The 25578-nt window shown below is 40.9% G+C and carries 26 protein-coding genes and 2 pseudogenes; 12 read left to right on the forward strand and 16 right to left on the reverse strand.

The features are described from left to right. Nucleotides 1-314: 314 nt before the first annotated feature. From RMX89_RS20445 to RMX89_RS20465, 5 genes and pseudogenes are all read right to left on the reverse strand, one after another. Nucleotides 315-506, reverse strand: a pseudogene (locus RMX89_RS20445) (lactate/malate family dehydrogenase); the annotation flags it as partial. Nucleotides 507-592: 86 nt separating this feature from the next. Next, nucleotides 593-808, reverse strand: a complete 216-nt coding sequence (locus RMX89_RS20450) for an NAD(P)H-quinone oxidoreductase subunit O (RefSeq protein ID WP_322663474.1) — start codon at nucleotides 806-808, stop codon at nucleotides 593-595. 86 nt (nucleotides 809-894) lie between these two features. Continuing rightward, complete coding sequence (locus RMX89_RS20455; RefSeq protein WP_322690227.1) at nucleotides 895-1755, reverse strand: DNA-formamidopyrimidine glycosylase; 861 nt, start codon at nucleotides 1753-1755, stop codon at nucleotides 895-897. Nucleotides 1756-2003: 248 nt separating this feature from the next. Then, nucleotides 2004-2219 (reverse strand): photosystem I reaction center subunit IV, encoded by a 216-nt coding sequence (locus tag RMX89_RS20460; RefSeq protein WP_094349537.1) that lies wholly within the window; start codon nucleotides 2217-2219, stop codon nucleotides 2004-2006. Nucleotides 2220-2610: 391 nt separating this feature from the next. Beyond that, entirely contained in the window at nucleotides 2611-3195 is a 585-nt protein-coding gene (locus tag RMX89_RS20465; protein WP_322690228.1) for a PAP/fibrillin family protein, read from the reverse strand. 244 nt (nucleotides 3196-3439) lie between these two features. Between RMX89_RS20465 and RMX89_RS20470 the strand changes: the two genes are divergently transcribed. After that, a complete protein-coding gene (locus RMX89_RS20470; RefSeq protein WP_094349539.1) occupies nucleotides 3440-3682 on the forward strand; it encodes a DUF3134 domain-containing protein in 243 nt (80 codons plus the stop codon). Between the two features lie 79 nt (nucleotides 3683-3761). Further along, nucleotides 3762-4865 (forward strand): phospho-N-acetylmuramoyl-pentapeptide-transferase, encoded by a 1104-nt coding sequence (mraY, locus tag RMX89_RS20475; RefSeq protein ID WP_322690229.1) that lies wholly within the window; start codon nucleotides 3762-3764, stop codon nucleotides 4863-4865. Between the two features lie 343 nt (nucleotides 4866-5208). On the opposite strand, the gene RMX89_RS20480 is transcribed toward mraY, so the two are convergent. The 5 genes from RMX89_RS20480 to RMX89_RS20500 form a co-directional block, all read right to left on the reverse strand. Next, on the reverse strand, nucleotides 5209-6960 hold the full coding sequence (locus RMX89_RS20480; protein ID WP_322690230.1) for a diguanylate cyclase: 1752 nt from the start codon (nucleotides 6958-6960) through the stop codon (nucleotides 5209-5211). Between the two features lie 137 nt (nucleotides 6961-7097). Beyond that, complete coding sequence (locus RMX89_RS20485) at nucleotides 7098-7610, reverse strand: MogA/MoaB family molybdenum cofactor biosynthesis protein (RefSeq protein WP_322683632.1); 513 nt, start codon at nucleotides 7608-7610, stop codon at nucleotides 7098-7100. Between the two features lie 101 nt (nucleotides 7611-7711). After that, nucleotides 7712-8053 (reverse strand): photosystem II reaction center protein Psb28, encoded by a 342-nt coding sequence (psb28, locus tag RMX89_RS20490; RefSeq protein WP_322674906.1) that lies wholly within the window; start codon nucleotides 8051-8053, stop codon nucleotides 7712-7714. Nucleotides 8054-8156: 103 nt separating this feature from the next. After that, nucleotides 8157-8609: a D-aminoacyl-tRNA deacylase gene (gene dtd, locus RMX89_RS20495; protein WP_322674941.1), complete on the reverse strand. Its 453-nt coding sequence runs from the start codon at nucleotides 8607-8609 to the stop codon at nucleotides 8157-8159. A 155-nt stretch (nucleotides 8610-8764) separates the two neighbouring features. Beyond that, nucleotides 8765-9883, reverse strand: a complete 1119-nt coding sequence (locus RMX89_RS20500; RefSeq protein ID WP_322683602.1) for a GTP-binding protein — start codon at nucleotides 9881-9883, stop codon at nucleotides 8765-8767. A gap of 137 nt (nucleotides 9884-10020) precedes the next feature. On the opposite strand from RMX89_RS20500, the gene cysS reads away from it, so the two are divergent. The 3 genes from cysS to RMX89_RS20515 all read left to right on the forward strand — a co-directional run bounded on the left by cysS (nucleotide 10021) and on the right by RMX89_RS20515 (nucleotide 14609). Continuing rightward, nucleotides 10021-11514, forward strand: a complete 1494-nt coding sequence (gene cysS, locus RMX89_RS20505; protein WP_322690231.1) for a cysteine--tRNA ligase — start codon at nucleotides 10021-10023, stop codon at nucleotides 11512-11514. Nucleotides 11515-11580: 66 nt separating this feature from the next. Further along, nucleotides 11581-13020, forward strand: coding sequence for a TldD/PmbA family protein (locus RMX89_RS20510; protein WP_322690232.1), 1440 nt, complete (start codon nucleotides 11581-11583; stop codon nucleotides 13018-13020). Between the two features lie 242 nt (nucleotides 13021-13262). Continuing rightward, nucleotides 13263-14609 (forward strand): TldD/PmbA family protein, encoded by a 1347-nt coding sequence (locus RMX89_RS20515; protein ID WP_322683599.1) that lies wholly within the window; start codon nucleotides 13263-13265, stop codon nucleotides 14607-14609. A 70-nt stretch (nucleotides 14610-14679) separates the two neighbouring features. On the opposite strand, the gene RMX89_RS20520 is transcribed toward RMX89_RS20515, so the two are convergent. The 3 genes from RMX89_RS20520 to coaD all read right to left on the reverse strand — a co-directional run bounded on the left by RMX89_RS20520 (nucleotide 14680) and on the right by coaD (nucleotide 16283). Next, on the reverse strand, nucleotides 14680-15006 hold the full coding sequence (locus tag RMX89_RS20520; protein ID WP_322690233.1) for a Ycf66 family protein: 327 nt from the start codon (nucleotides 15004-15006) through the stop codon (nucleotides 14680-14682). Nucleotides 15007-15153: 147 nt separating this feature from the next. Next, the gene (locus RMX89_RS20525; protein ID WP_322674912.1) at nucleotides 15154-15822 is read right to left on the reverse strand and encodes a DivIVA domain-containing protein; all 669 of its coding nucleotides are present in this window, start codon (nucleotides 15820-15822) and stop codon (nucleotides 15154-15156) included. Continuing rightward, on the reverse strand, nucleotides 15732-16283 hold the full coding sequence (gene coaD / locus RMX89_RS20530; RefSeq protein WP_322674913.1) for a pantetheine-phosphate adenylyltransferase: 552 nt from the start codon (nucleotides 16281-16283) through the stop codon (nucleotides 15732-15734). Before coaD ends, RMX89_RS20525 begins: the two co-directional genes overlap by 91 nt. A gap of 412 nt (nucleotides 16284-16695) precedes the next feature. Between coaD and lgt the strand changes: the two genes are divergently transcribed. From lgt to RMX89_RS20555, 5 genes are all read left to right on the forward strand, one after another. Further along, nucleotides 16696-17595 (forward strand): prolipoprotein diacylglyceryl transferase, encoded by a 900-nt coding sequence (lgt, locus tag RMX89_RS20535; RefSeq protein WP_322674914.1) that lies wholly within the window; start codon nucleotides 16696-16698, stop codon nucleotides 17593-17595. 214 nt (nucleotides 17596-17809) lie between these two features. Next, a complete protein-coding gene (gene cobM / locus RMX89_RS20540; protein WP_416211995.1) occupies nucleotides 17810-18592 on the forward strand; it encodes a precorrin-4 C(11)-methyltransferase in 783 nt (260 codons plus the stop codon). 141 nt (nucleotides 18593-18733) lie between these two features. Continuing rightward, nucleotides 18734-19087, forward strand: coding sequence for a phenylpyruvate tautomerase MIF-related protein (locus RMX89_RS20545; protein WP_322683597.1), 354 nt, complete (start codon nucleotides 18734-18736; stop codon nucleotides 19085-19087). Between the two features lie 79 nt (nucleotides 19088-19166). Then, a complete protein-coding gene (rlmN, locus tag RMX89_RS20550; protein ID WP_322690235.1) occupies nucleotides 19167-20258 on the forward strand; it encodes a 23S rRNA (adenine(2503)-C(2))-methyltransferase RlmN in 1092 nt (363 codons plus the stop codon). Between the two features lie 474 nt (nucleotides 20259-20732). Further along, nucleotides 20733-21251 carry a hypothetical protein gene (locus tag RMX89_RS20555; protein ID WP_322690236.1) on the forward strand — a complete coding sequence of 173 codons (519 nt, stop codon included), beginning with the start codon at nucleotides 20733-20735 and terminating at the stop codon, nucleotides 21249-21251. An 80-nt stretch (nucleotides 21252-21331) separates the two neighbouring features. Here the strand turns inward: RMX89_RS20555 and RMX89_RS20560 are convergent, their stop codons facing one another. Further along, complete coding sequence (locus tag RMX89_RS20560) at nucleotides 21332-21511, reverse strand: replication restart DNA helicase PriA (RefSeq protein WP_118168842.1); 180 nt, start codon at nucleotides 21509-21511, stop codon at nucleotides 21332-21334. A gap of 295 nt (nucleotides 21512-21806) precedes the next feature. On the opposite strand from RMX89_RS20560, the pseudogene RMX89_RS34555 reads away from it, so the two are divergent. Further along, nucleotides 21807-21896, forward strand: a pseudogene (locus RMX89_RS34555) (hypothetical protein); the annotation flags it as partial. A gap of 267 nt (nucleotides 21897-22163) precedes the next feature. Here RMX89_RS34555 and uvrC read toward each other — a convergent pair. Beyond that, on the reverse strand, nucleotides 22164-24041 hold the full coding sequence (gene uvrC, locus RMX89_RS20565) for an excinuclease ABC subunit UvrC (protein WP_322690237.1): 1878 nt from the start codon (nucleotides 24039-24041) through the stop codon (nucleotides 22164-22166). Nucleotides 24042-24780: 739 nt separating this feature from the next. Between uvrC and RMX89_RS20570 the strand changes: the two genes are divergently transcribed. Further along, nucleotides 24781-24960 (forward strand): hypothetical protein, encoded by a 180-nt coding sequence (locus RMX89_RS20570; RefSeq protein WP_322674919.1) that lies wholly within the window; start codon nucleotides 24781-24783, stop codon nucleotides 24958-24960. Nucleotides 24961-24980: 20 nt separating this feature from the next. Here RMX89_RS20570 and RMX89_RS20575 read toward each other — a convergent pair whose 3' ends face one another. Beyond that, a complete protein-coding gene (locus tag RMX89_RS20575; protein WP_322690238.1) occupies nucleotides 24981-25403 on the reverse strand; it encodes a response regulator in 423 nt (140 codons plus the stop codon). Nucleotides 25404-25578: the final 175 nt, after the last annotated feature.

The following is a 25578-nucleotide window of genomic DNA, read 5'->3' on the forward strand; positions in this document are numbered from 1 at the left end:
AAAACCAATCTGGTGATATTGGTTTTCATAAGGTGATGAATTTTGGAATAACAAATAAGGCAGTGGGATTAGAACCTACTGTCTTTTATTTTGGCTGCTATAGCTGTCGCCAAGTAGTTTAGGACATAAACCTAATATAAAACCTAGACAACAAGCGGCTTTCGGCCCTGTTCCCTGTTAAGAGTTCCCTGTTCTCTGTCCCCTGCTATATTGATACAAATTACGAATTACGAATGATTTCTTGCGATCGCTCAATATTTTGACGCACAGATCGAGCCGAAGTATGCAAACCCTTTCTTTCTTCATCAGTCAGCGTCAATTCCCCTAGCTTCCATCAAATCCAGCGCCAAACCTTGAGGCATTCCCGCAATAATGTCTAGTAAAACTACATCTGCCAGATTTTTTTCTGCAACGCGTTGAGCTAAAGTACTGCCAACCCTACCCGCACCCACGATGGTAACACGGGGTAAATTACAGATAATTGAGGAGTTAGGGAAAGAAGACATAAATTAAGATGCGATTTTTCTCAGCAAAAATTCAGGAGTCAGAATAAATGCCGAATTCTGACTTCTGACTCCTGAATTCTTGTTACTTATTTAAATTCTTCGAGTTGATCCACACGTAACCAAATATTAGGTGTTGGCACTTTCCCAAACTTAATCAAGGCGTAATCACCTTTGATGTCTACAATTTCGCCCTTGCTTTCAAACAAATAAGAAGGAAAGCGAGCATCACTGGCTTTAGCCTCCAGGCTGTTTTCTAGTTTTTCGCGCACAGCGCGAACCATATCTCCTTTTTTGACTGCCATGAGTTCCTCTCTCAAATTTGTAACGTCTTTCACCTGCATTTTAAAAGAGTTTCGAGTTAAAATTCCTAACTCTTGTACAGACGCAATTAATCCCGTCTCATGACTCCCGGCAACGTTTGACACTCGGAGCAAAAATGACTAGATCGCCCAGCTAACCTGATCCGTTGAATTGCTGTACCACAAACTCGGCAGGGTTCTCCAGCGCGGTTATAAACCCAGGCTACACCACCATAATTGCCGTTAGTACCTTTAACATTTAAGAAATTACTAAATGTCGTACCACCAGCCTCAATGCTAGTTTCTAACACTTGAATGATGGCGGTTCGCAAACGTTCAATTTGCTTTAGTTGCAAATTTATACACAAGGTTTCAGGTAAAATCCCACTCTTAAATAATGCTTCATCAGCATAGATGTTACCTAATCCCGCCACCACCGATTGATCTAGTAGCGCAGTTTTAATTGGACGGCGGCGGTTTTGGAGTTTGCTTGCTAGATATTCAACAGTAAATTCCGGTGAAAATGGATCTGCTGCCAGTTTTGCCAAACCAGTCATAATACTTTCTGCAGCAACACCAGGCGGAACCCACCATATTTTACCGAAGGTTCGCTGGTCAACAAAACGCAATTCCTGCCGATCGCCAAAGAATAATCTAACCCGCGTGTGCTTGTGTAATGGTTCATCTCTATCCAGCCATAATAGTTGACCAGTCATTCGCAGATGAACTCCTAGCCAGCCGGAAGATGAGGAGAGTTCGGCGAGGAGATATTTACCGCGACGATGCCAAGTAGCAATCGCATTATTTTTAATTCCATTAACAAACTCACCAATAGAAAACGGGTAGGCGATGGTGCGATCGAGCAACACATCTCCACCCGTGATTTCTTGGTTGAGGGTCAATTGATTTAGACCCCTTCGGACTGTTTCAACTTCAGGCAGTTCGGGCATTCAAGCTGAGTTAAGCAGGCAATTGTGATTTATTTGAGGGTTCGAGGAAGAAAAGATGGGGTAGTAACTTACATAGCCGTAGATAGCTCGTATTACTACCCAAAAGAAACCGTAAATACCCGCAGGGCGGCTCTCGTAGATTAGGGTAGGCTAGGACAAAGAATGAACTGAAATTTTCAGACTTCATACTTCAGACTTTAAGACTACCCTTCATCATCGCATCAAACAACTCCCTTGTAGCTTTGCAGCTATTTTTTCGGTGCTTTAGCCTTTGGTGCTTCAACCTCGACTAATTCATCCTGGGCAAAGTTGTTGGTATTGATACCAGAGTAATTGACCTTTTCAAAGCGGACAATTACAGGGTATTTGATGCCGCTTTGGTCGATGGAAGCCACAGTTCCTAGATCCTGAAACCAGTAGGATTCAGGGCGGAGAATACGTACTTTAGAACCACGTTGAACCATGATTATTTTCCCTTTTAGTTATCAATCGCCAATCTAGAGGGCTAATTGATTTCACTCTACAACCTCAAGGTCGCAGCAAGAGTCTTTGTTAAGTTATTTGTCTGAATTGGGCATGGGGCATTGGGCATTGGGCATGGGGCATGGGGCATGGGGCATGGGGCATGGGGCATGGGGAAGAGACAAGGTAGACAAGAAAAAAGGAAAAGACTTGTTCAATAATTCCCCCTTGTCCCCTTGTCCCCTTGTCCCCTTGTCCCCTTGTCCCCTGCTCCCCTGCTCCCCTGCTCCCCAGTTACATACCACATCCAAAATTGGAAAAGGTATTAAACTCCACTTGACAAGGTAGACGTTTTAGTGTACCTTCATTCGCAAAGAGCTATTTTGTAAAAGCTTATGTTTTAGTTAAGACAAACACATTTCCCTCATTACCTCTGCCGATCCGTAGGTCGTTATCTATATAAGTGATATCTAACCAGCCTTGCTGTTTGTCACTCTTTATGGGAATATCAATTCCGGGAAATTTTCTACCTTCTTCAATTTGTTGGATAAAAGTTACCGGAGAATTGTATTCTATTAAACGTTGTAAGCCGATAATAGAACGTTCAAATTTCACTTGGACACGCCGACCTGAAACTGGCTCAAATTTAGCAGCAACGCTGACTAATCCTTCTAAATAAGGTAAGCCATAAATCTCAGCTATGTTGTAAACACTGGTAGTCTCTACCCGGATATACTGATAGATTTGACCCAGTTTACATAAGGGTAGACGATCTAAGTTTAAAAGAGCCTTGCTATTGGTGTATAGTAATCGCCAATTGCCATCTAGCAAATTACTAGCTTCCACCGGACGGGGTGTAGGATTAAAGTCTTCTAAATTGGCGATCGCGATTAAGATAGCCTGTTTCTGTTCTTCGGTCGCCACTAGACCGCGATTAGTAAGTGCGATCGCATCCATAAGAGCCGCTTTTGCCATCATCGCCTGTCACCTCAAAAATCACTCACTTTCCATCAGCATAAACAAGATATTAATGACATATATGTAGAGCCATAAAAATTACTAAGAATCGCTTGACTTAAGCCTTATGCTTATTAAATAAAAAAATTTCTATCTGAATGCGGATTTATCAACTAAAGGGTTGAAAAGATAACTAAATTAATCCGTGCCAAGTGATAGACTCTAAATGTCAACTTACGTAAACCTTTTCTTGTCCTGACTCGATATGTTGAACTCTCCATTACGTGAAGCAGCCCGTAACCAACGAGCCGATGTCATCCCCCTAAAGCCAGAGTCCTCTTTGTTGGACTGGTTACAAAACAACGGTCGCATCATCGCCCGTGACGTTCACGAACCGGATTTTCAAGCTGACGAAGAAGGAATAGACTCCCTAATGGGTGTAGATGATGGAATTGGCTACGACCTCGATGATGATGACGATGATGATATAGGAATCGCTGAAAATTAGCCTTTTCAGGCTAGGGACTTGGTAGTATCCCTAGTTACTGTTATTCAATTTTATAAGTGTGGAGTGAAGGGAAACTTCTGTGGACGCTAAATTATCTCCTGAGCAAGGATTAAACATTTCTGGAATCGCTCTAGCCTCTTTATTAGCCGTAGGGTTAGGTACAACAGCATTTTTCTTGGATTCGATGGCCAATCGGCTACCTTGGCAAAGTATGTCGTTAACCCTGCCATTACTGTTGTGTGCGTTGGGTTCAGGTTTGGTGGGCTATTGGGTAATACCTTTACTTCAAGCACTTAAAACTGGACAAATAATTCGTGAAGATGGGCCTCAAGCTCATCTCAAAAAGGCAGGCACTCCCACAATGGGCGGTATATTTTTTATACCTGTATCTGTGTTGCTTGCCTGCATATTGTCTAACTTTTCTAAAGAGGTGCTTGCAGTTTCGGCTTTGACAATCAGCTATGGATTGATTGGCTGGCTCGACGATTGGCAAATTCTGCGCCGGAAATCAAATAAAGGTATATCTCCACAAACAAAACTGGCTTTGCAGGTGAGTTTTGCGGCTATGTTTTGTCTATGGCTGATGTTTAATCAACCTTCTAATATTACAAATATTGCTTTGCCTTGGGTGAGCTTCACACTACCATTAGGATTCCTATTTTGGCCTTTAGCAGGTTTTGTACTAGTTGCAGAAAGTAATGCGACTAATTTAACAGATGGTATTGATGGCTTGGCAGCAGGAACAGTAGCGATCGCACTTTTGGCATTAGGTGCTTTAGTCGCCCCAACAGCACCAGGATTGATGGTTTTCTGTGCTGCTTTAAGTGGCGGGTGTTTAGGTTTCTTAGCCCATAATCGCAACCCAGCCCGCGTTTTCATGGGAGATACTGGTTCCCTGGCACTGGGAGGAGCTTTAGCTGCTGTAGCACTATTAACAAACAGCTTAGTAGGTCTGTTTATTCTCAGTGGTATATTCTTCGTAGAAACCTTGTCGGTGATGGCGCAGGTAAGTTATTACAAAGCCACGAAGGGCCCCGATGGCAAAGGTAAACGTCTCTTGAAAATGGCACCTTTACACCATCATTTAGAACTTACTGGCTGGTCAGAATTACAAGTAGTTGGAGTATTTTATATAATCGCTGCTATTTTGGCTACTATTTGTTTAGTGATCGCTCCATTCTAAATGTTTTAAAAACTGCTTGAATATAAAAAACAACTCCCATATCTTCAGGGAGTTGTTTTTTTATAGAGTAAATTTATAAGTTTCTGATTTCTATGGCAACTGAAGCGCAAAGGATAGTCATAGAGTCAATAGACCTCTTGCAAAAGTTATTTTTGCAAGAGGTGGGAAAAGGTTAAAGGGGAAAGGGAAAATAACAAACCTTTCCCCCTTTTCCCGACTTCTGCAAGAAGTCTAATGTAAAATCTCAAATCTCAAATCTCAAATCTCAAATCTCAAATCTCAAATCTCAAATCTCAAATCTCAAATTGTTTGACTGCTTGAGGTATTCTAAATTTTTTATTCTTCAATTATAAGTATTTACATATTCCCTAACTCGATTCTTCCCTGTTCGCTTTGCCTCAAGCATCGCTTGATTCGCCCGATTTAGAAAATCCTTAACCGTAATCCCTGGTTCTGATACAGCTATTCCAAAAGAAGCGGTGATGCTTTCGAGGAGCCGATCGCCGTCCTTCAATTGCATTTGTTCAATATCTAGCCTTAATTGTTCTACTCGCTTTCTGAGCGTTTCCAGTGTCATATTAGGCATGACAATTACAAATTCTTCACCACCCCATCTGCAAGCAATGTCAAAGGAGCGAATAGATTTTAACAGTAACTGTGCTAATCCCTGGAGAACAATGTTGGCAGTCACGTGTCCATAGCGCGAATTGTAAGATTTGAAGTTATCGATATCAAGAAAAATAATACTAAGAGGTTGTCCCAATCGTTCAGCTTCAGCTAGCCTTTGTTCCGTTATGCTTTCCATATAGCTTTGATTGAATAGTTGAGTCATCCCATCCCGCAAGTTTTCATGGGTTAGACGTTGTTTGATCGATAAATTATTCAGTGCAATGCCTAATGTTCTAGCAATAATCTCAGAAGTTTGTCGATCTTCTGGACTGATTTCATCAAGTGCGTCGAGGTGTAAAATCCCAACTATTTCGCCTTGTCCAAACAATGGAACGCACAAATGTGCGCCGCTAACTGGCTGTATTAAGTGACTACAAATTAATCCTGAATTCCGAGACGATAAAAGGTTGAATTTTCCTCTCCGCAATGCCCAACAATCAGATAGTGAAAATATTTCTTTACTGCTTATTTCATCTCCCCAAATCCTATTAATTTGAACATAATTCTTGGAATTAGCAATTATACAGATACAACCACTCATTGTAGGAAACAGCTTGGAACAGGTTAAAGCTACTACTTGATAGACCTCATCTTCAGACTCACAGGAATAAAGCATATCCGCCATATCTGAGAGATATATAAGTTCTCGTTTTTTTGCTTCCAATTCCAGTGTTTTTTCTTTTAGCTGCCGATTTAAGTCAGTTAGCGATCGCTGTGCTTCTATAGATTCTGTAATATCAATACTGATCCCACCGATACGGTAAGCGCCCGTTGCGTAATCGCTAAACGGAAACTTAAACGATAGCCAATAGCACGGCTGATTGTTACCAGATACTTTTACCTCTTCAATTAGCTTCAAAGGACGTAGAGTCTTCAAAACAACTCGATCGTTCTCCATAACCTGCCGTCCCTCTTCTGGATCTGGCAAGAATTCACTATCAGTTTTTCCCAACCATTCTTGTGAATTTATAGAAAATCTAGACTGTATTTCCTGGTTGTAGTAAAGCAGTCTAGATTGCTCATCTTTGATATATGCTGCAAAGGGGCCCCGATCTAGGAATAGCCGTTGCATCTGCTGGCTACGTTGCAGTTCGCGGGTATCTTCTTGATATCTAGCGATCGCCTCTACAATTTGATAAGCGGTTGGCATTAGGTAGAGTAAAGCAGATAAAGAAATAAACGCCATTACATCAAGTACGCCTAAATGCAGCAGGGAAACTGCCATATATGGCTCAAAGATTGCCAGAAAGTGATGAAATCCGCAAAATAGTACGAATCCACCCGATAAGAAAAAGGCTAGCCAAAACTTAGGAGGGATAGTTGCCTTAGTTTTGCCAAAGAAAACCCCTATTACTATGGGTATACCAAAGTATGAAAATGCAGTAATGCTATGAGCAATTATGCAATTCCAGTAAATAGGTTCCATTACTGATCTGGTATTAATATTTCATTCGTTTGACTATAATTCTGGGTAGCCTCAATATGTAAGTAGATAAAGGATGATTTCAGTGCCTCATGGCTTAGTTTTACAAAAGTTATCATGGTAACTTTTTGAACGGCTGCTCATGTTACCCCCTTAGCAACCTGACTTACCAAGTGAGTGAGTTCGGGTAAAATCAGTTTTTCCATCGCCAGTCGCACAGCATTACTAGAACCAGGAAGCGAGAAGATTAATTTATCTTGATAAACACCAGCAACGGCACGAGAAGCGATCGCCCGTGAACCAATTTCTTGATAACTTAAAAAACGAAATAACTCACCAAATCCCGGCAAAGTTTTCTCTAGTAACTTCTCAATAGCATCATAGGTGGTATCTCTTGGTGCAATACCTGTACCACCATTAAAAATTACAGCATCCAAATTTGAGCTTTTGCCCAGATTTTCTATCTGCCCTTGAATTTGTGTTGGTTCATCTTTGATAATCGTGTAGGCTCCTACAGCATGGTTTGCACCAAGGAGTAACTGCTGAATTAGCTGGCCACTTTTGTCTGTTTCCAAAGTGCGTGTATCGCTGACAGTAACCACAGCACAAGTTACTAAAACTCCAGGCAAGTCTGGATGGGGTTGTGGCATTATATGTCACTCATGAACTTTTAATAATGGATAATTGGGCATGGTAAATGGCGCATTCATTGAACATGACAATTACCGATGCCCTATGCCCTAAGCCCTAAGCCCTATGACTCATTTTTACTCAGTCCCAGATCGTTTTCTTCAGCATACCGCTCCATGAAGCGCATAAAGCGATCCCATTCTTGGGCAGATTTCATTACATAAAATGCTTCTAATTCTTCCGGTTTCCCGTTAATAAATTTAGCTTTAACTTCACGGGTAATTATCTCGCCTTCTTCGTCAATTAAGTACATTCCGGTAATATCTTCGGTAGTACCTTGATCTAAAATTTTCGGATTCGTAAAAGTAAACGTCGCTGTACCACTATCCCCAGTACGCGATCGCGTCAAGCGCACATCTGGAGTTACCTCTTCGTCAAGACCTCTAGAAAACTGGATTTTCGCCATGATGAATGAATTTAAACTTTGCTGATGGTTAATTTAATATTCTCTCATCAATTAGAACACCACAGTCTAGAAGCTACTGTGATTCACTTTTTAGTGTATATACTTAAATTGCTTCTTTTTCAAGTAACAAAGTTACGGGGCCATCGTTTTCGATGATAACTTGCATCATTGCACCAAATTTACCTGTTTCTACCTGCAACCCGCTAGCTCTTAACTTACTAACAAAACAATTATACAAATCTTCTGCCGATTGGGGAGGCGCTGAACGGTCAAAAGAAGGACGGCGACCTTTACGACAGTCACCATAAAGGGTAAACTGACTGACTACTAACAAATCACCACCAATGTCTTGTATAGATTTTTGCCATCGGTCGTCTCCTCCTTCGTCAGGAAAAAGCCGCAATTCTAAACATTTACGCACCATCCAGTCGATTTCAGCATCAGTATCGGTATTAGCAATACCTACGAGCAAATTTAGCCCCTGCCCAATTTTACCGACAATTTCATCATTCACTGTAACTTGAGATGATTTAACTCGCTGGATAACAACGCGCATTTTAATCAGAACATTTATCAACGTTTTGATTTTAGAGCAATATATAAAAACTAAAAACAACGATTTTCCATTGCTCAAAATTGATGGCGGAGCCATTGAGAATGCATTCCCAGGTTCCACCTGGGAACGAGTAGTAAGTTTCTAACTTCTAACTTTTATTTGCCAAACCCTTTACCGCGAGAGGTTGAAGGTAGACAAATGCATTTTTCGAGTTGACTAATTAAAGTCTCACGATCCAAATTTTGACCAATCAGTACTAACTGGTTTTTCAGTTGGCCTTTCCATTCATCATCATCCAAGGTGAAGCGTTTACCGCAAAGGTGGAAAATATGACGCTTCGGGCTTTCATCAAACCACATAATCCCCTTGGCTCGGAAGATATTTGAGGGTAGCTGGTTATCTAAGAAATACTGAAACTTCCTAATAGAAAAAGGCTTGTCACTTTGGAAAGAGATGGAAGTAAAACCATCATTTTCTAAATGGTCAGAATGATGGTGATGATCGTGATGGTCGTGGTCATGGTCGTGATGATCGTGACCGCATGTTGAGTGGTCATGGTCATGGTCATGGTCATGGTCGTGATGATCGTGATGGTCGTGTTCATCCACCACTGTGTCAAAATATTTATCTGACTCAAACAGACCAACACTCAGAATTAAAGGAAGTGGCACTTGCGATCGCGTAGCGCGGATAATCCTTGCTCCTTCCTTGACTTCGTTAATTTTTCTTTCTAACTCGTTCAAAGTGGCTTCATCAACCAAATCTGCCTTGTTCAGCACAATGACATCGCCATAAGCAATTTGGCTGTATGCTGCCTCAGAGTTAAATAAATCTAGGCTGTAATTAGCCGCGTCTACCACGGTAATAATCGAATCTAAGCGAGTTAAATCCCGCAATTCTGTACCCAGAAATGTTAAAGCTACTGGTAGCGGATCTGCCAATCCAGTTGTTTCCACTACTAGATAATCTAGATGTTCTTGGCGTTCTAAAACTTTGTAAACTGCATCTACTAAATCATTATTAATAGTGCAGCAGATACAACCATTATTTAGCTCCACCATGTTCTCACCAGTGGAAACAATTAGCTCGTTATCGATGCCAATTTCGCCAAATTCATTTACGAGAACAGCGGTTTTTAACCCCTGTTGGTTGTTGAGGATATGATTAAGTAAAGTCGTCTTGCCACTACCGAGAAAACCCGTAATAATTGTTACTGGCATTCCTTGTTTGGGCGTATCCATTGCCGAAGATTCGGGTGTAACTGCTGATTGCATAGCGCTGTTATCAAATAGTCAAAAAATAGTAATGTAGCGCAGATAGTCCAGAAAACACTAGCATAGGGATGCTGGACTGTCATCCCAGCTGCCTTACCCTATTATTACGTATCTCCCTATTTCAGCATTACTCTGTTATGACCCTAACCCTTTACAATACCCTCACCCGTCGTCAAGAACCGTTTGAAACAGTCGAAACAGGCAAGGTTAAGATGTATTACTGCGGCGTGACGGTGTACGATTACTGCCATTTGGGTCATGCTAGAGCTTGCATCGTTTGGGACGTAGTACGCCGATACCTCCAGTTTATCGGTTATGAAGTGCGATATATCCAAAATTTTACTGATATTGATGACAAGATTCTCAATCGAGCCTGTGCTGAACATTCTTCAATGGAAGCTGTGGCCGATCGCTTTATCAAAGCATATTTTGAGGATATGGCGCGATTGGGAATCAAAGAAGCTGATGAATATCCCCGTGCTACTCATACTATGAATGGCATTTTGCGGTTAATTCATGAGTTGGAAAATAAAGGTTTTGCTTACCCTACTGATGGTGATGTGTATTATCCAGTGCGGCAGTTTTCTGAATATGGGAAACTTTCGGGACGCAAGTTAGAGGATATGCAAGCTGGCAAAAGCGATCGCGTTAACGTAGAAGATCCAGAATACCAAAAAAAGAAAGACCCCTTTGATTTTGCTTTGTGGAAAGCAGCAAGACCAGGAGAACCTGCTTGGGAATCACCGTGGGGCGCAGGTCGTCCGGGGTGGCATATAGAATGCTCGGCAATGGTGCGCGATCGCTTGGGTGATACCATAGATATTCATGCTGGTGGTGCTGACTTAATTTTTCCCCATCACGAAAACGAAATTGCCCAATCTGAGGCTGTAACCGGAAAACCTTTAGCGCGTTATTGGTTGCATAACGGCATGGTGAAAGTAGATGGTGAAAAAATGTCCAAATCTTTGGGCAACTTTACCACTATTAGAGACTTACTGGATCGAGGCGTTGACCCGATGGCAGTACGGTTGTTCGTGTTGACCGCTCAATATCGTACACCAATTGATTTTACCGACGAAGCGATCGCCGCAGCAACCAATGGCTGGCACACCATTAAAGAAGGTTTACTCTTCGGCTACCAATACGGGAAATTACTAGGCTGGGATTTAGGGACTGGGGACTGGGGACTAGGGACTGGGAATATATCAATACCCAGTACCCAATACCCAGTACCCAATCCCTATATTGAACGCTTTCAAGAAACCGTAAATAACGACTTTAATTTTCCTGGTGGGTTAACAGTGCTGTTTGAATTAGCCAAAGAACTGCGCCGTGAGGGAAATATTCTTGTGCATGAAGGGAAAACCGAAACATCAGCAGATGAGTTACAGCGTCAATGGCAAACACTCGTTACCTTAGCTGGAGTTTTGGGTTTAGAAGCCGAGATAGAAGCGGAAACTCAAACAAGTAATGGTTTTAGCGATGCAGAAATTGAAGTGAAAATTCAGCAAAGGCAAGAAGCACGTATTGCCAAGAATTTTGCCGAAAGCGATCGCATTCGTGATGAACTCCAAGCAGAAGGTATTACGCTAATTGATAGCCGTGATGGCACACGCTGGCACCGGAATTAGAGGAGAATGGGGAGTAGGTAGAAAATTCCCCATTCCCCATTTCCCATTCTTTATTCCCCATTCTTTATGTGGTCTGAACTCAAAAAAGCGATCGCTAGTTTCGATATTCCCGCAGATTGGATCGGTATTAGAGCCGTAAAGGAAACTTCTACTACCCGTTTAGTCCGTGACGCCTTACCCCAACTAAATGGCAAATCCTTCACTGTTGGAGCCATGCTGGAAGTTTTAGTCAATGGCTGTCTGGGTTATGCAGCTACTAACTCTCTAGAATTGTCTTCTCTAGAAGCCGCTGCCCAAACAGCCTATAAACAGGCACTAGCAGCCAGTGAATGGTGGATACATCCCTTCCGTGAAAGTGAGCGTCCTAAAGTTGTTGGTGAATATAAATCTCCATTTATTGAGCCATTGGATGCTCTGAGTCCAGGAGAAATCAACGATTTACTGGTTCGTATTTGCCAAACACTCAAAGTTGATGACAAGATTGTGCAAACCATAGCCAGTGCTAGCACAACTGAGCGAGAATCTTGGTTTATTAGCAGCAATGGCTCAGAAGTCTATCAAAAAATACTATCTATAGGCACAAATTACGGAGCTACTGCCCAAGATGGAGCGGTTGTACAACAGCGCAGCAATAACGGTTCGCAAGCAAACTGTTACCAAGGCGGACTCGAACTATTAAAACAAGAAAACTTATGGCATCGGGTGCGGCAAATAGGCGAACAAGCAGTAGAACTTTTGACAGCAGAAGAATGCCCAACCACCCGTACCAATTTAGTTTTAGCCTCAGACCAAATGATGCTGCAAATCCATGAAAGTGTTGGGCATCCCCTAGAAATTGACCGAATTTTGGGAGATGAGCGTAACTATGCTGGGGGCAGCTTTGTTAATAAAAGTGATTTTGGCAACCTAGTATATGGTTCGCCGTTGATGAACATTACCTTTGATCCTACCGTGCCTGGTGAATTTTCTAGCTATGGCTTTGATGATACGGGTGCTGTAGCAACAAAGGAATACTTGGTTAAAGAAGGAGTACTTCAACGGGGTTTAGGCAGTCTGGAAAGTCAAGCAAGAGCAGGTGTATCAGGAGTTGCTTGTGCCCGTGCTTGCTCATGGAATCGACCAGCGATCGATCGTATGGCAAACTTGAATTTAGAGCCTTTAAACGGCACTTTTGAAGACATTATTGGCGGGATAGAACACGGCGTTTACATGGAATCTAACCGTTCTTGGTCAATTGACGATCGCCGCTACAAATTCCAATTTGGTTGCGAGTACGCTAAATTAATTGAAAACGGCAAACTCACCAAAACCCTTCGTAATCCTAACTATCGCGCCACAACACCAGAATTTTGGCATAGCTTAATCCAAGTAGGAGATGCAACAAACTGGCAAATGTATGGTACTCCTTATTGTGGTAAAGGAGAACCAAATCAGGCCATTTCGGTAGGACACGGTTCACCTGTTTGTGTATTTGCTAATGTCGAAGTTTTTGGTGGAGGAAGTTGAAAAAGTGCAAATACAGCAGTTAGAAGTTAGGAGTTAGAAGTTAACAATTTCTTCAACTCATAACTTTTAACAAGTGGTGGGGGTTCAAGTCCCCTGTCTCTACAGGCAGCAGGTTTTGTGTCGAGGTCTAAATCCACGTCACAAAACGTAATTGCGTTAGCGCAGCGGGGCGTAGCCCATTGCGAATTGCGAATTGGTTTAACTTTTTCCCCCTCTTTATTCCCTATTGATATTTAATTTCTATGAAAATTGAGGAATTATCTGCATTAGAAGTCAGTTTTAATCGACTGATTGAAAGTCTGCTGATTAAAAAAGCTGAAAATGAACAATTCACTGTGAGACTTAGTAGTGAAAGAAGTCAATTTACTCGTTTCAACCATGCGAAAGTGCGACAAACTGGTTGTGTTGCTGATGGTTGGATAGAACTGACTCTGATGGCAGATCAACGCAGCAGTATTAGGCAGTTTCCCTTTACTGGAAATTGGGAGTTAGACTGGCAATTAGCATATCCTGCTTTGCAGGAACTACGCGACGAACTGATTTTATTACCCATCGATCCATATCTAGTTTTACCATCAGGCAATAATACCAGCCGGGAAATACATTCTGGAAATTTATTACCAGAGGAAGCAGTAGTAACAAGTGTATTAGAACAAGTTCCTGAATTAGATTTTACTGGTATATATGCTGGAGGAATAGTAATTAAAGGTTATGGTGATTCCAGTGGTCAAAAACACTGGTTTGCTACTGATTCTTTTAGTTTAGATTATTCTTTATTTTCTACCTCTGGGCAAGCAGTTAAGGGCACATTTGCCGGAAGTGATTGGGATGAATCTGCTTATATAACCAAAATCAGCGAAGCTAAAAAGCAACTTGAATTGCTAGCTCGTCCAATTAAAGAATTACCACGAGGACAATACAAAACTTATTTTGCACCTGCTGCTGTTGCAGATTTATTAGTAATGCTTTCTTGGGGAGCAGTAAGCGAAGCTGATATTCAACAAGGGAACAGTGCTTTAGCTGCTTTATCGCGTCAAGAAAAACAACTTTCGACGGCATTTAGTTTGAAAGAAAACTTTCAGCGCGGATTAGTACCGCGATTTAATGAATTGGGAGAAATGGCAGCACCAGAGTTACCTGTAATAGAAAAAGGATATTTGGTAAATACTCTGGTGAATTCTCGCACTGCTAAGGAATATCAAAAAATTGCCAACGGCGCTAATGGTTCAGAGACTCTGCGCGCGCCAGAAATCAGTCCCGGAAATTTAATATTTGAGCAGATTCTTCCGAGATTGGATACAGGATTATATTTATCAAATTTGCATTACTTGAATTGGAGCGATCGCCACACTGGTAGAATCACAGGTATGACCCGTTATGCTTGTTTTTGGGTAGAAAACGGAGAAATTACTGCCCCCATTGAAAACTTACGTTTTGATGAAAGTCTCTATCGCTTCTGGGGAGAAAATCTAATAGATTTGACTACTTTTCAAGAATTCATTCCCGAAGTAGGTACTTATGAAAGTCGCCAACTTGGAGGTAGTTTAGTTCCTGGTATGTTGGTGGAAGATTTTACTTACACTTTGTAGTTTTCTTCTGTATAAATATTTATTTTTGGTAGAGACGCACAGTTCACGTCTCTACCAAAAAATTATAAAATTATCTATCTCTGTAAACGGCATTAATTACAATATCTTTAATAGCGAAATAAATAATTAAAAGCAACGATAAAAATTGCTCAAACTGAAGAATTGGATCTAAACGCCAACCTTGAAAAAACAAGATTACTCCGCATATTAACATTATAATTGGTGTAAATATCACTTGAATAATGTAAAGGGCTAAAGCCCAACCTGTAAGCCTAGTTACACGTTGGGCAAGCCAAACTACTGTTAAAATAAAGTAAATAACTGCCAAAAGAAAATAAATAATTCCAATTAAACCAGCTAAATTTAATCCAAAATTAACTTGAGCGAAAGTAATCATTTATTAGAGATCCTGTTTAATTACAATCCACAAATTTAAATCTATTTCTCGGTAGATTTCCCAAAAAACTTCCCTAATAAAAATAGTTGGGTTTCACTATTGCTTAAAACCCAACTTATAATTTTTCATCATCTCTTATTAGAGCCTTTATCGTTTTTTGCTAGGAGGTGAATTACGCTGGGTGAGGTTATCAATTTGCAATTGTTGCCGTCCATTGGTGATAATTCGCAACATATCTTTGAGATCCTGCTCGATATTTCCCAAAATGCCATCGGCATAAGCATCAGCACCATCTTCAATTTCTTGAGCTTGAGCGATCGCATTTTGTCGCATCAGCTCTAACTCTTGCTGACAAGCATACCGCTTGCGGTCAATCTCGGCGAGAGTTTCTTGCATTATTCCCTCACACTCTTGTTGCACTTGTCGCCGCAATCGTTCAGCTTCTTGTTCCGCCTGGTGAATAATATCGCTTTCAGCTAAAATTTGCGCTCTTTTTGCTTGTGCAGCCTCAACAACCTGCTGTCCATACTCTTCCGCTTCCAGCAGAATTTCGTTCTTTTGGTCAAGAACTGCTGCTGCTTCTTGAAAAAGTGATGGTAAAGCCAGCCGGATGTAATCAAGCTGATCTAGCAACTTTTCCTCATCTATGAGTGTGCGTCCCGTTAGCGGAATCCTGAGACTAGAGAGAACCATTTCCTCTAGGCGGTTGAGTTCCTGCTGAATATCTATGCTTCCCTCTCCACCGAGATATTCTTGAGGGGGGGGATTGCTTCCGTTGAGATTGGGTTCAACATTGGAGATTTCTGATTGTAGCATTGGTATATATCTAGGGCAATGTGTGGGGGAACGAGATGATCGATAGAGCCACCAAACCTTGCAATCTCTTTTACCACACTACTACTTAAAAAACTATACTCATTTGAGGTTGCGAGAAAAACTGTTTCTATTTGGGTAGAAAGAGTTTTGTTGGTGTGAGCCATTTGCAGTTCCACTTCAAAATCTGACACAGCCCGTAAACCCCGGATCAAAACTTGTGCTTGTTGCATTTGAGCATAATTGACAGTAAGACCATCAAAGCTGTCTACTTTTACATTAGGTAAATGTTCTGTAGAAAGACGGATTTGATCTAGCCGTTGCTCCACACTAAAAAGTGGCATCTTGTTAGGGTTCCGTAGTACAGCGACAATCACCCGCTCAAACAGCCGACTACCGCGCCCGATGAGATCGAGGTGTCCCAAAGTAATGGGGTCGAAGCTACCAGGATAAATAGCAATCACAATTTTAAATATATCAAAGTTGTTTAGGTGATTATATTGAAATCATTTTGTGTAACTTACTCAAATCTACCATCTTGCGCTCTCGGTAATGATGGTAAACTCAATTGTTTTAGTGGTACAAGTTATGCTCAACTAAGCGTTAGGAACTAGTGCAAGAAGGCAGAAGGCAGTTCTTGCTGGAGGCAGGAGGCAGAAGGAAAGAAAGCTTATAGCATAAGCCTTTACATTATTGTTGACTGCATAGTTATTTCTACCACACTCCACTAGACTCCTAAATATGAATACTGGATTTTTACCTACGTCCCCACAATGTTGTGGAAGATTTAAGTGTAGTTACAGTATTCGAGACACAAGAAACTCCGTACTTAGCAAAGTGCGCGGGTAGTTAACGAACTTTTCTAGGTAATTTTTCATGGCACTGGATTTTCCCACTTTGCCCTTGGCGTTTCAATTTACTTCTCCAGGACCGATTCTGGTGAAAATAGGGCCACTAAGTATTCGTTGGTACGGCTTGTTGATTGCCACAGCAGTTTTAATTGGCGTCATCCTTTCCCAGAATTTGGCAAAGCGGCGCAATGTTAATCCTGAGTTGCTAGGCGATTTGTTCTTTTGGTTGTTGATTGGGGCAATTCCTGGCGCACGGCTATATTACGTTTTTTTTGAGTGGTCAAAATATGCTCCAACTCCAGGAAAAATTTTTGCGATTTGGGAAGGGGGTATTGCCATTCATGGAGCGATTCTTGGTGGCGTTGTGGCTGCGTTAATCTTTGCCAAAATCAAGCAGGTTTCTTTCTGGCAACTGGCAGATTTAGTAGCACCTTCGCTGATTTTAGGGCAAGCGATCGGACGTTGGGGCAATTTCTTTAATTCTGAAGCTTTTGGCGATCCGACTGATTTACCCTGGAAGCTGTATATTCCACCAGACCATCGTCCTTTAGAGTATGTTAGTTTCGATTACTTTCATCCCACCTTCCTCTACGAATCTCTATGGGATTTAATGGTGTTTACGCTACTAATAACGTTATTTTTCCGGTCTTTATCCGGTAAGCCGCGTCTGAAGGTAGGCACACTGTTTCTCATTTACTGGCCAGCCTATAGCTTAGGACGCTTATGGATTGAAGGCTTTCGCACTGATAGCTTGATGCTGGGGCCATTACGGATGGCGCAAGTAGTCAGTAGTCTAGGAATTTTATTGGGATTAGTTGGATTAGCTTGGCTTTACTTACTCAAACGCCCTTTACCCGATGTAGTTCCTACTGCTAAAGGAAATGGGGGACAAGGGGACAAGGGGACAAGGGGACAAGGAGAATAACTATGCCCTATGCTCAATTCCCAATGACTAAAAAATAAAAAATGCCCCAGAGTATTCTCTAGGGCTTAACCAGGGTGCATCTACCATTACTCTCTACTAGGGAAAGAGGGGGAATCCGGAAAGATACTGAGAAAATATCAAAAAAGTTTTTTGAGGGATTGTCGTGGGTTCTTTTCAAAGTGAATGTACAGAAGACCTAAGCTATAAAAAAACACTGTATGCCATAGACTCATCTGTGTATATTGTCGGAGCTGGCCCTGGAGATCCTGATTTATTAACGGTGAAGGCGCAGAAATTACTGGCTGTTGCTGATGTAATTTTATTTGCTGATTCTTTAGTACCTGAAGAAATTTTAGAACTTTGCCGAAAAGATGCCGAGATAATTAGAACTGCGAATCAGACTTTAGAAGAGATTTTGCCAATTATGATCGATAGAGTGCGATCGCAGCACAAATCTGTAGTCCGTCTCCATTCTGGCGATCCTAGTCTCTACAGCGCTATCCACGAGCAAATGCACCTCTTGGCAGAGGCAAATATTCCTTTTGAAATCATACCTGGGATCAGCGCTTTTCAAGCTGCTGCTGCCAAACTCAAAGTAGAACTGACTGTACCCGGTTTAGTTCAAACCATTATCTTGACGCGCATCAGCGGACGTACAGAAGTCCCCGCCACTGAAGAATTAGCCACTCTTGCAGCACATCAGGCTAGCCTCTGCCTGTATTTAAGTGCGCGTCATGTCGAAAATGCCCAAGCTAAACTACTCGAACACTATCCAGCCGAAACCCTCATTGCGATTTGCTTTCGCATCGGATGGCCCGATGAAAAAATCAGGGTTGTCCCCCTAAATCAAATGGCAGACTGCACTCATCAAGAAAAACTAATTCGCACTACACTTTATATAATCAGTCCAGCCCTCTCGACAGCCTCGACACCAAAAGGGCGATCGCGTTTATATCATCCCGAACATAATCACCTATTTCGCTCATCTCATTACTAAATAGTGGGGCATTGGGCATTGGGCATTGGGCATTGGGCATGGGTTATTCTCCTCATCTCCCTTGTCGCCCCATTCCCTCATTTCCTCTGCGTTTCGGTAAACTTAACAGTGTAATAAAATCCAAAATTCCAATTCGGTACTATGCCTTTAATTAAAGTGCAAACTTCTGCGTCTGCTCCTCAAAAAGCTGAAATTGAGTCAATGCTTTTAAACCTCTCAGCCAAGTTAGCGAAACATTTGGGAAAACCAGAATCTTATGTAATGACTGCTTTTGAATCAGGAATTCCGATGACTTTTGCAGGGAATACAGACCCAGTTTGCTACATTGAAATTAAGAGCGTTGGCACGATGAAGCCAGAGCAAACCGTAGCAATGAGTCAAGACTTTTGCCAGCAGATTAACCAAACTCTAGGCGTGCCGAAAAATCGAATTTATATAGAGTTTGCAGACGCAAAAGGTGCAATGTGGGGGTGGAACAGCACAACTTTTGGTTAATTTCTTGTTTTCTTTGGTCAAGACTAACTCGATCTAGCAGGTGTAGGATAGAGATCCAACATCAACTCGCGATTTTTTTATGTCTGCTACGCCTCTTGTATCTCAGGTTGACTTCAACTCAGAAAAATCAGAATTAATCCCTCCCCTTCTAGGTGCTTCTCTGGCAGAGTTAACTACTTGGGTGCAGCAACAAGGACAACCTGCTTACAGAGGAAAGCAGCTGCATGAATGGATCTATGACAAGGGGGTGCGATCGCTAGCTGATATTTCTGTCTTCTCCAAGCAATGGCGGCAAGAAGTAGCAGAAGTTCCCATTGGGCGCTCAATTTTACATTACCGCTCTGAGGCTCCCGATGGTACAGTGAAATATCTTTTACGATTAACAGACGGGCAAATTATTGAAACTGTTGGTATCCCCACCTTTGCAGAAAGGGGAGAAGGCCCAAAAGCCCGTTTGACAGTTTGCGTCTCTACTCAGGTGGGTTGCCCAATGGCGTGTGATTTCTGCGCTACTGGTAAGGGAGGCTACAAACGCAATCTAGCACGGCATGAAATTGTCGATCAGGTGTTGACTGTGCAAGAAGATTTTCAACAACGGGTTAGCAATGTGGTGTTTATGGGGCTAGGCGAACCGTTGTTGAATACTGAGAATGTCTTAGCAGCCCTAAAATCCCTGAATCAAGATGTCGGTATTGGGCAGCGATCGCTTACAGTTTCTACAGTGGGGATTCGCGATCGCATCCGTCAGTTCGCGCAAAATAATTTGCAAATCACTTTGGCTGTAAGTCTCCACGCACCCAACCAAGCACTACGAGAAAAACTCATCCCTAGCGCCCGCGCCTATCCTCTAGAAGATTTACTGGCTGAATGTCGAGAATATGTAGAAATCACTGGCCGCCGCGTTACTTTTGAGTATGTTCTTCTAGCTGGTGTCAACGATTTACCAGAACACGCATTAGAACTTTCAAAATGTATGCGAGGATTCCAAAGTCATGTGAATTTGATTCCTTACAACCCCATTCAAGAAGTAGACTACAAACGTCCCAACCGCGATCGCATTCAAGCATTTGTCAACGTTCTTAAGCAACAAAATACTGCTGTGAGTGTCCGTTATTCCCGTGGTTTAGAAGCCGATGCTGCTTGCGGGCAACTAAGAGCAAGTAAAAATTAAACTTGTTGCAATCAATTCTATGAATGAATATCAAACCGCAGATAAACAGAGATATGTCTTCAGATACATCTCTGTTTATCTCTGGCGTAAAACCGCTTGAGATCCCTTTGTTAACTTACCTACCGCAGGTAGATTTACGGGAATCCGGCAAATCATGTAAAAAATTTAAATATATAATTTAATTAAGATGAATATCTAAGAAGCAAGAGTTTTATGAAAAATCAAGAGAATGCACTGGATATAACCTTGATTTAGAAAGCTATTCCCAACGCACTAATATTTAGAACACGTCGCCGACTGAAGAATGTTGGCGTAGTCAGCCGTAAGTAGCGCGTAAGCCCATAACGGTAAATAAGACATTAGCTTCAGTTAACTATTGCAAGCCCCTATATTGATGTATAGGAAAATTCTGTTGACATTTTAAGGGTTTAGCGATCGCTCAACCCAACCTATAACAATTGAGGAAATAATTATATGTTGAATCGCTTATCGTTGGTTAAAGTATGGCTACCATTGATTGTGCTTGCCAAAGCTTTATCGATTAATTTTCCTGCATCTGCACAAATAATTCAGACGAATCCCCAACAAATAATTCGGACAAATCCCCAACAAATAATTCGGACGAATCCCCAGACACAAGATTCGCTTCAAGAAAGAATCAGACAACAACAAGAACAGCAAAATCAGCAAACACAAGAACGAATGAACGAAACATGGCTACGGCAAAATTTTCAACAACCACAACAACTACAACAACAACAGATAATCCAACAACAAGAATTTACACGACAACGGCAAGAAATGTTGCGTCAGCAACAATTGAGACTACAACAGGAAGAAACAAGACTACAACAGCAGGACTTTTCACAACAGCAACAACTGAGAATACAACAGCAACAACTTAGACAAGATCAACAAATTAGACAACAGCAACAATTTAGGTTACAAGAACAGATCCGACAGCAACAACTCAGACAACAGAATAATCTGTAAAGTCTTGAAAATTTATGACAAGTAAATTTATTATTAGAAATTAGAGAATATATTCTCTAATTTTTTTTGATTTTTATTATTTAGCGCTGTGCATAAATTCCTGGTGCATAAGCCTCAATTACTTTGCCAGTGCGAGTGCAACTAATCATCAAGTAGTCACAACTAGAGCATTGTGTTCGAGTTAATTGACTATCAGAAATATAATAACGTTCTGCTTGGCTGCCGCAATTTGGGCAGTAAATTTTTTGTACTGTCTGCATTTTAAAACCCCTGGTTGTAATTTATTTTTTATTTGAGAAAACTGCCAGTTAAAGTAGAAAAGATTTTGGTTTGACCCAACTTAACAAACGACTTTAATATTGGCTAATTATTTTAAACAAAATTTCAGATTTGAAAAAACTTCGATTTCTCTCTATACTATCCTATAATTTAAGTGATTTTACCCTCTTACTTTAGGTACATAAATTCTTTTTTAATTAAATGACGCTTAGATATTTACTGATCCCTATGACGAATGCTTTGAGAGAGGCTTATTTATAGTCATCTTGGACAGATACAAAAAATAGCCGTTCTTGTATTCAAAAGTTAAACTACAGAAAATACTGTATATTTAGTAACAAAATAGTTATCTTAAGGATTAGTTAATTTTTGCTGGCAAGATTTATGAGGTGGAATTCTGGTGTGAAAATTTAATCAAAATTACCATAGTTACGAGATATAGTTACGAGATCCCGTAAATTTACGGTATATACACATCTTAAATTCTCGCAGACAAACTTAACAGAATCCTCTGTGAGAGTGGAAATAATACTTTTTCAAGCTAGTTTTAAGTGTGTGTAGTAAGGACTTTAGCTCTTACTACAAACTTGTTTATTCATACATAAATTGAAATTTGACAGACTACTAATCTCCTCAAGCAGGATGAAAATAATCGTAAATTTCTTGAGCCAAACGCGGCCCGATTCCTGGAACCTCAGCAAGTTGTGGGGTTGTCGCTTGGCGAATATAATCAACTGAGCGAAAATGCCCTAGTAGCTGCTTTTGTCGATGATGTCCTAAGCCAGGAATTTCATCTAAACGCGATCGCTTCAATTTATCACTACGCTGTTGACGATGGAAACTGACTGCAAACCGATGCGCTTCATCCCGCAGCCGCCGTAACAGCTGTACCCCTGGTTGTTCTGCATCAGTTGTTAAGGGTTTAGATTCTCCTGGTAAAAAAATCTCTTCTCGCTGCTTTGCTAAACTTACCACTCGCAAGTCTTCTAATAAATTCATTTCTTGCAAGACAGCGACAACTGATGATAACTGACCTTTACCACCATCGATCATGATTAAATCAGGCCAGTCAGGATTACCCAAACGTGTTAATTGCTGATCTTCCGCATATTTACGGAACCGCCGCTGGATGACTTCAGCAAGACTAGCAAAATCATCTGAATGTCCTGCTGTCACCGTAGGATTTTTAATTTTGTAGTGGCGATAGTTCTGCTTTGCGGGTAATCCGTCGATAAACACGACTTGCGAAGCTACAGCATTTGACCCTTGAATGTGGGAAATGTCATAACCTTCGATGCGGTGAGGTACATCTGGTAAATCGAGAATGGTGGCTAAATCTTGCATTGCTTGGTGATTGCGATCGCCAAATTTTTGCATTCTTTGCAATTCATACTGAGCATTTCGCTCTACCATCTCAATTAATTCTGCTTTAGTTTGGCGCAAAGGAGTCAATATTGTGACTTTTTTGCCTTTACGTTGAGTTAAAACATCTGCCAATATTTCCGTATCTGGTAAATCATGCTGTACCAAAATCTCTAAAGGGATTTCTACGGAATCAGCAGTTTGATAATGTTCCTCCAAAGCTCGTTGTAAAATAGCTCCTGGTTCCGCGTGAGTATCCGCCACAAAGGCTAAACGTCCTACCAATTGCCCAGCGCGAATCTGGAATAGTTGAATGCAGGCGTGCTGTTCGTCGGCTGCCAGTGCGATCGCATCCCGCGAAACAGTATCATCTGGTAAGGAAACTTTCTGGTCAGCTGTCAGCGACTTTAACCCAGAAATTTGATCGCGAATCCGCGCCGCTGACTCAAAATTCAAGTTCTCAGCGGCTGCATTCATCTGTTGGGTCAAAATATCAATCAGTTCCTGGGTTCGACCTTGAAAAACCATCGCTATTTTTTGGACAATTTTGCGATATTCTTCTGGTGAAATCATCTGTTGACACACACCAGGACAACGCCCTAAATCAAAATTCAAGCAAGGGCGATCTTTAAAAAGTGGTTGGGGTCGTTGTCGCTGGGGAAAAATGCGCTTGCAGATGCGGACAATTTCTCGCAATAAACCAGCATCAGTATAAGGCCCGTAAAATTTATCCTTTTCTTTACCGAATTGGCGTTTACGGGTAATAAAAATTCGCGGATAATCTTCTGACCAAGTAATGCAGAGATAAGGATATTTTTTATCATCTTTGAGCAACACGTTAAAGTATGGCTGGTGCTGCTTGATCAAATTGGCTTCTAGCGCTAAAGCTTCGGCTTCAGTATCAGTGACGATGAATTCAATTTCTGTCACCAACTTGACCATCGTGGCGATACGTTCAGTCTTGTTGTAGCCATCCCGGAAATAGGAACGGACACGCGATCGCAACTTACGCGATTTACCTATATAGATAATGCGATCGCTCCTGTCCCGCATGAAATAAACCCCCGGTTCCGGTGGAATTTCGGCTAGACGGTTTTCTAGTCGTTCTGGCTCTTTAACCAGTGGTAATATTTGAGTAGATATTGTCACAACCAAAATTAGGTAATCTTTCTCTATTTTAAGAAAAATTATTTTTTCGTGCCGATTTAATAAATTATTTATCAAGTAAATACAAAGTAGCAGTCATGAGGGACTGGGGAAAATAATAATATCGTGTCCGGTTAAAGACTTATCATTAAGACCGCAGTTCTTGCTGGGAGCTCTTAGCTGGGGGAAAGAGGATTTCCTGGTTTTTGCACAGATGCGCGAATTATAACTGATTAGGCGGACATGATATAACTCCTAACTCAGCACGAGCTAAACCCTAGCTATCCATTAACAGCACTCTCAAGTCAGGTAGGCTTTTAGTTTGCACAAACATAAGTCTGCTGTAGCTAGTTCCTTGCCTTCTCGCAGGGTCGTCGGCTTCTAAGCTAGAGCCTTGCTAGAAAAGTGACTGCAATTCTTAGTCATTGGCTGCTACTGTCAGAATAAAAACTTTGCTTTTTGAATCTATAATTAACATTTTTCAATTGATAATACTTTATTATCTGAAATTTTATATTTTAGATTAGATGATAATATCTTGGATTAATTTGTGTTTTTCTTAATAAAGAATATACTTGTATATTGGTTAAATAAATATTCAATTAAAATTTTATCTATTGATACTATTTGTGTTTATTTGTTGAATTTATAACCTTAAGCGAATTAACGGATTTAGTCAGTTAAATTTACGATTATGATTGATAATATAGTTATTATAATAATTTTGGACAAGAGCTAAACTATGAATTTACAAGATTTTGAAGTCCAGTATCGTGAGGCTATGGCTGAGACTCTCAATGAATTGCAAACAGCAGTTTTGTTATTAGCGCAAGTACAACAGAAAATTTCAACAATCGGCAGTTCTGTACAAACTCTTAGTGAGTGCGTTGAAGAATTTATTGCTGGTCAAAAAGCAGAATAAAGACACACATAACAAAAAAATTATCTGTTGCGACAAGTAAACTGTTCTTCAATTGCAAGAATGAGATCCTTGAGTTTTAAAGGTTTGACAAAATAGTTACGTGCGCCCAAACTCAGAGCTAGTTCTCGATCTGCTTTAAAAGCAAAGGCTGAAACCACAATGATAGGTATTTTTGACAAATCAGGTTTTTGCTGGACTTGTTTTAAGAGTGAATAACCGTCAACATCTGGCAATTTCAAGTCCAATAACATTAAATCTGGCTCGAATTTCTCTATGGTTGAGAAAAAAGCAGAACCTTCTGATAAACTTTGGACTTCATAACCACAGTAACTTAGATAGTCACTAAGTAACATCCGATTGAGGTAATGGTCTTCAACTAGTAAAATTCGTCTAACTTTGTGTGACTGCAATGGCTGATTTATATTGAGTAATTGTACTGTCATTGCTAACCTATTATCTGATTATCTTAATTAAAAGCTAGTCATTATTACCATAAACTAAAACAGTAGGGCATTTAAAGAGTGAAACAAATATAAATTGTACTTATGTAATCTAAATCAAAAATATCAATCAATTAAATTTAGCTGCACTACAATATTAAAATGATAGTATTATTAA

This window comes from Nostoc sp. DedSLP04 (assembly GCF_034530775.1).
Taxonomy (GTDB): Bacteria; Cyanobacteriota; Cyanobacteriia; order Cyanobacteriales; family Nostocaceae; genus Nostoc.

Excerpts from the sequence above, each read along its gene's own strand:
- RMX89_RS20450 (WP_322663474.1), bottom strand. The coding sequence starts at position 808 with ATGGCAGTCAAAAAAGGAGATATGGTTCGCGCTGTGCGCGAAAAACTA.
- RMX89_RS20455 (WP_322690227.1), bottom strand. The coding sequence starts at position 1,755 with ATGCCCGAACTGCCTGAAGTTGAAACAGTCCGAAGGGGTCTAAATCAA.
- RMX89_RS20460 (WP_094349537.1), bottom strand. The coding sequence starts at position 2,219 with ATGGTTCAACGTGGTTCTAAAGTACGTATTCTCCGCCCTGAATCCTAC.
- RMX89_RS20465 (WP_322690228.1), bottom strand. The coding sequence starts at position 3,195 with ATGATGGCAAAAGCGGCTCTTATGGATGCGATCGCACTTACTAATCGC.
- RMX89_RS20470 (WP_094349539.1), top strand. The coding sequence starts at position 3,440 with ATGTTGAACTCTCCATTACGTGAAGCAGCCCGTAACCAACGAGCCGAT.
- RMX89_RS20480 (WP_322690230.1), bottom strand. The coding sequence starts at position 6,960 with ATGGAACCTATTTACTGGAATTGCATAATTGCTCATAGCATTACTGCA.
- psb28 (WP_322674906.1), bottom strand. The coding sequence starts at position 8,053 with ATGGCGAAAATCCAGTTTTCTAGAGGTCTTGACGAAGAGGTAACTCCA.
- dtd (WP_322674941.1), bottom strand. The coding sequence starts at position 8,609 with ATGCGCGTTGTTATCCAGCGAGTTAAATCATCTCAAGTTACAGTGAAT.
- RMX89_RS20500 (WP_322683602.1), bottom strand. The coding sequence starts at position 9,883 with ATGCAATCAGCAGTTACACCCGAATCTTCGGCAATGGATACGCCCAAA.
- cysS (WP_322690231.1), top strand. The coding sequence starts at position 10,021 with ATGACCCTAACCCTTTACAATACCCTCACCCGTCGTCAAGAACCGTTT.
- RMX89_RS20510 (WP_322690232.1), top strand. The coding sequence starts at position 11,581 with ATGTGGTCTGAACTCAAAAAAGCGATCGCTAGTTTCGATATTCCCGCA.
- RMX89_RS20515 (WP_322683599.1), top strand. The coding sequence starts at position 13,263 with ATGAAAATTGAGGAATTATCTGCATTAGAAGTCAGTTTTAATCGACTG.
- RMX89_RS20520 (WP_322690233.1), bottom strand. The coding sequence starts at position 15,006 with ATGATTACTTTCGCTCAAGTTAATTTTGGATTAAATTTAGCTGGTTTA.
- RMX89_RS20525 (WP_322674912.1), bottom strand. The coding sequence starts at position 15,822 with ATGCTACAATCAGAAATCTCCAATGTTGAACCCAATCTCAACGGAAGC.
- lgt (WP_322674914.1), top strand. The coding sequence starts at position 16,696 with ATGGCACTGGATTTTCCCACTTTGCCCTTGGCGTTTCAATTTACTTCT.
- RMX89_RS20545 (WP_322683597.1), top strand. The coding sequence starts at position 18,734 with ATGCCTTTAATTAAAGTGCAAACTTCTGCGTCTGCTCCTCAAAAAGCT.
- rlmN (WP_322690235.1), top strand. The coding sequence starts at position 19,167 with ATGTCTGCTACGCCTCTTGTATCTCAGGTTGACTTCAACTCAGAAAAA.
- RMX89_RS20555 (WP_322690236.1), top strand. The coding sequence starts at position 20,733 with ATGTTGAATCGCTTATCGTTGGTTAAAGTATGGCTACCATTGATTGTG.
- RMX89_RS20560 (WP_118168842.1), bottom strand. The coding sequence starts at position 21,511 with ATGCAGACAGTACAAAAAATTTACTGCCCAAATTGCGGCAGCCAAGCA.
- RMX89_RS20570 (WP_322674919.1), top strand. The coding sequence starts at position 24,781 with ATGAATTTACAAGATTTTGAAGTCCAGTATCGTGAGGCTATGGCTGAG.
- RMX89_RS20575 (WP_322690238.1), bottom strand. The coding sequence starts at position 25,403 with ATGACAGTACAATTACTCAATATAAATCAGCCATTGCAGTCACACAAA.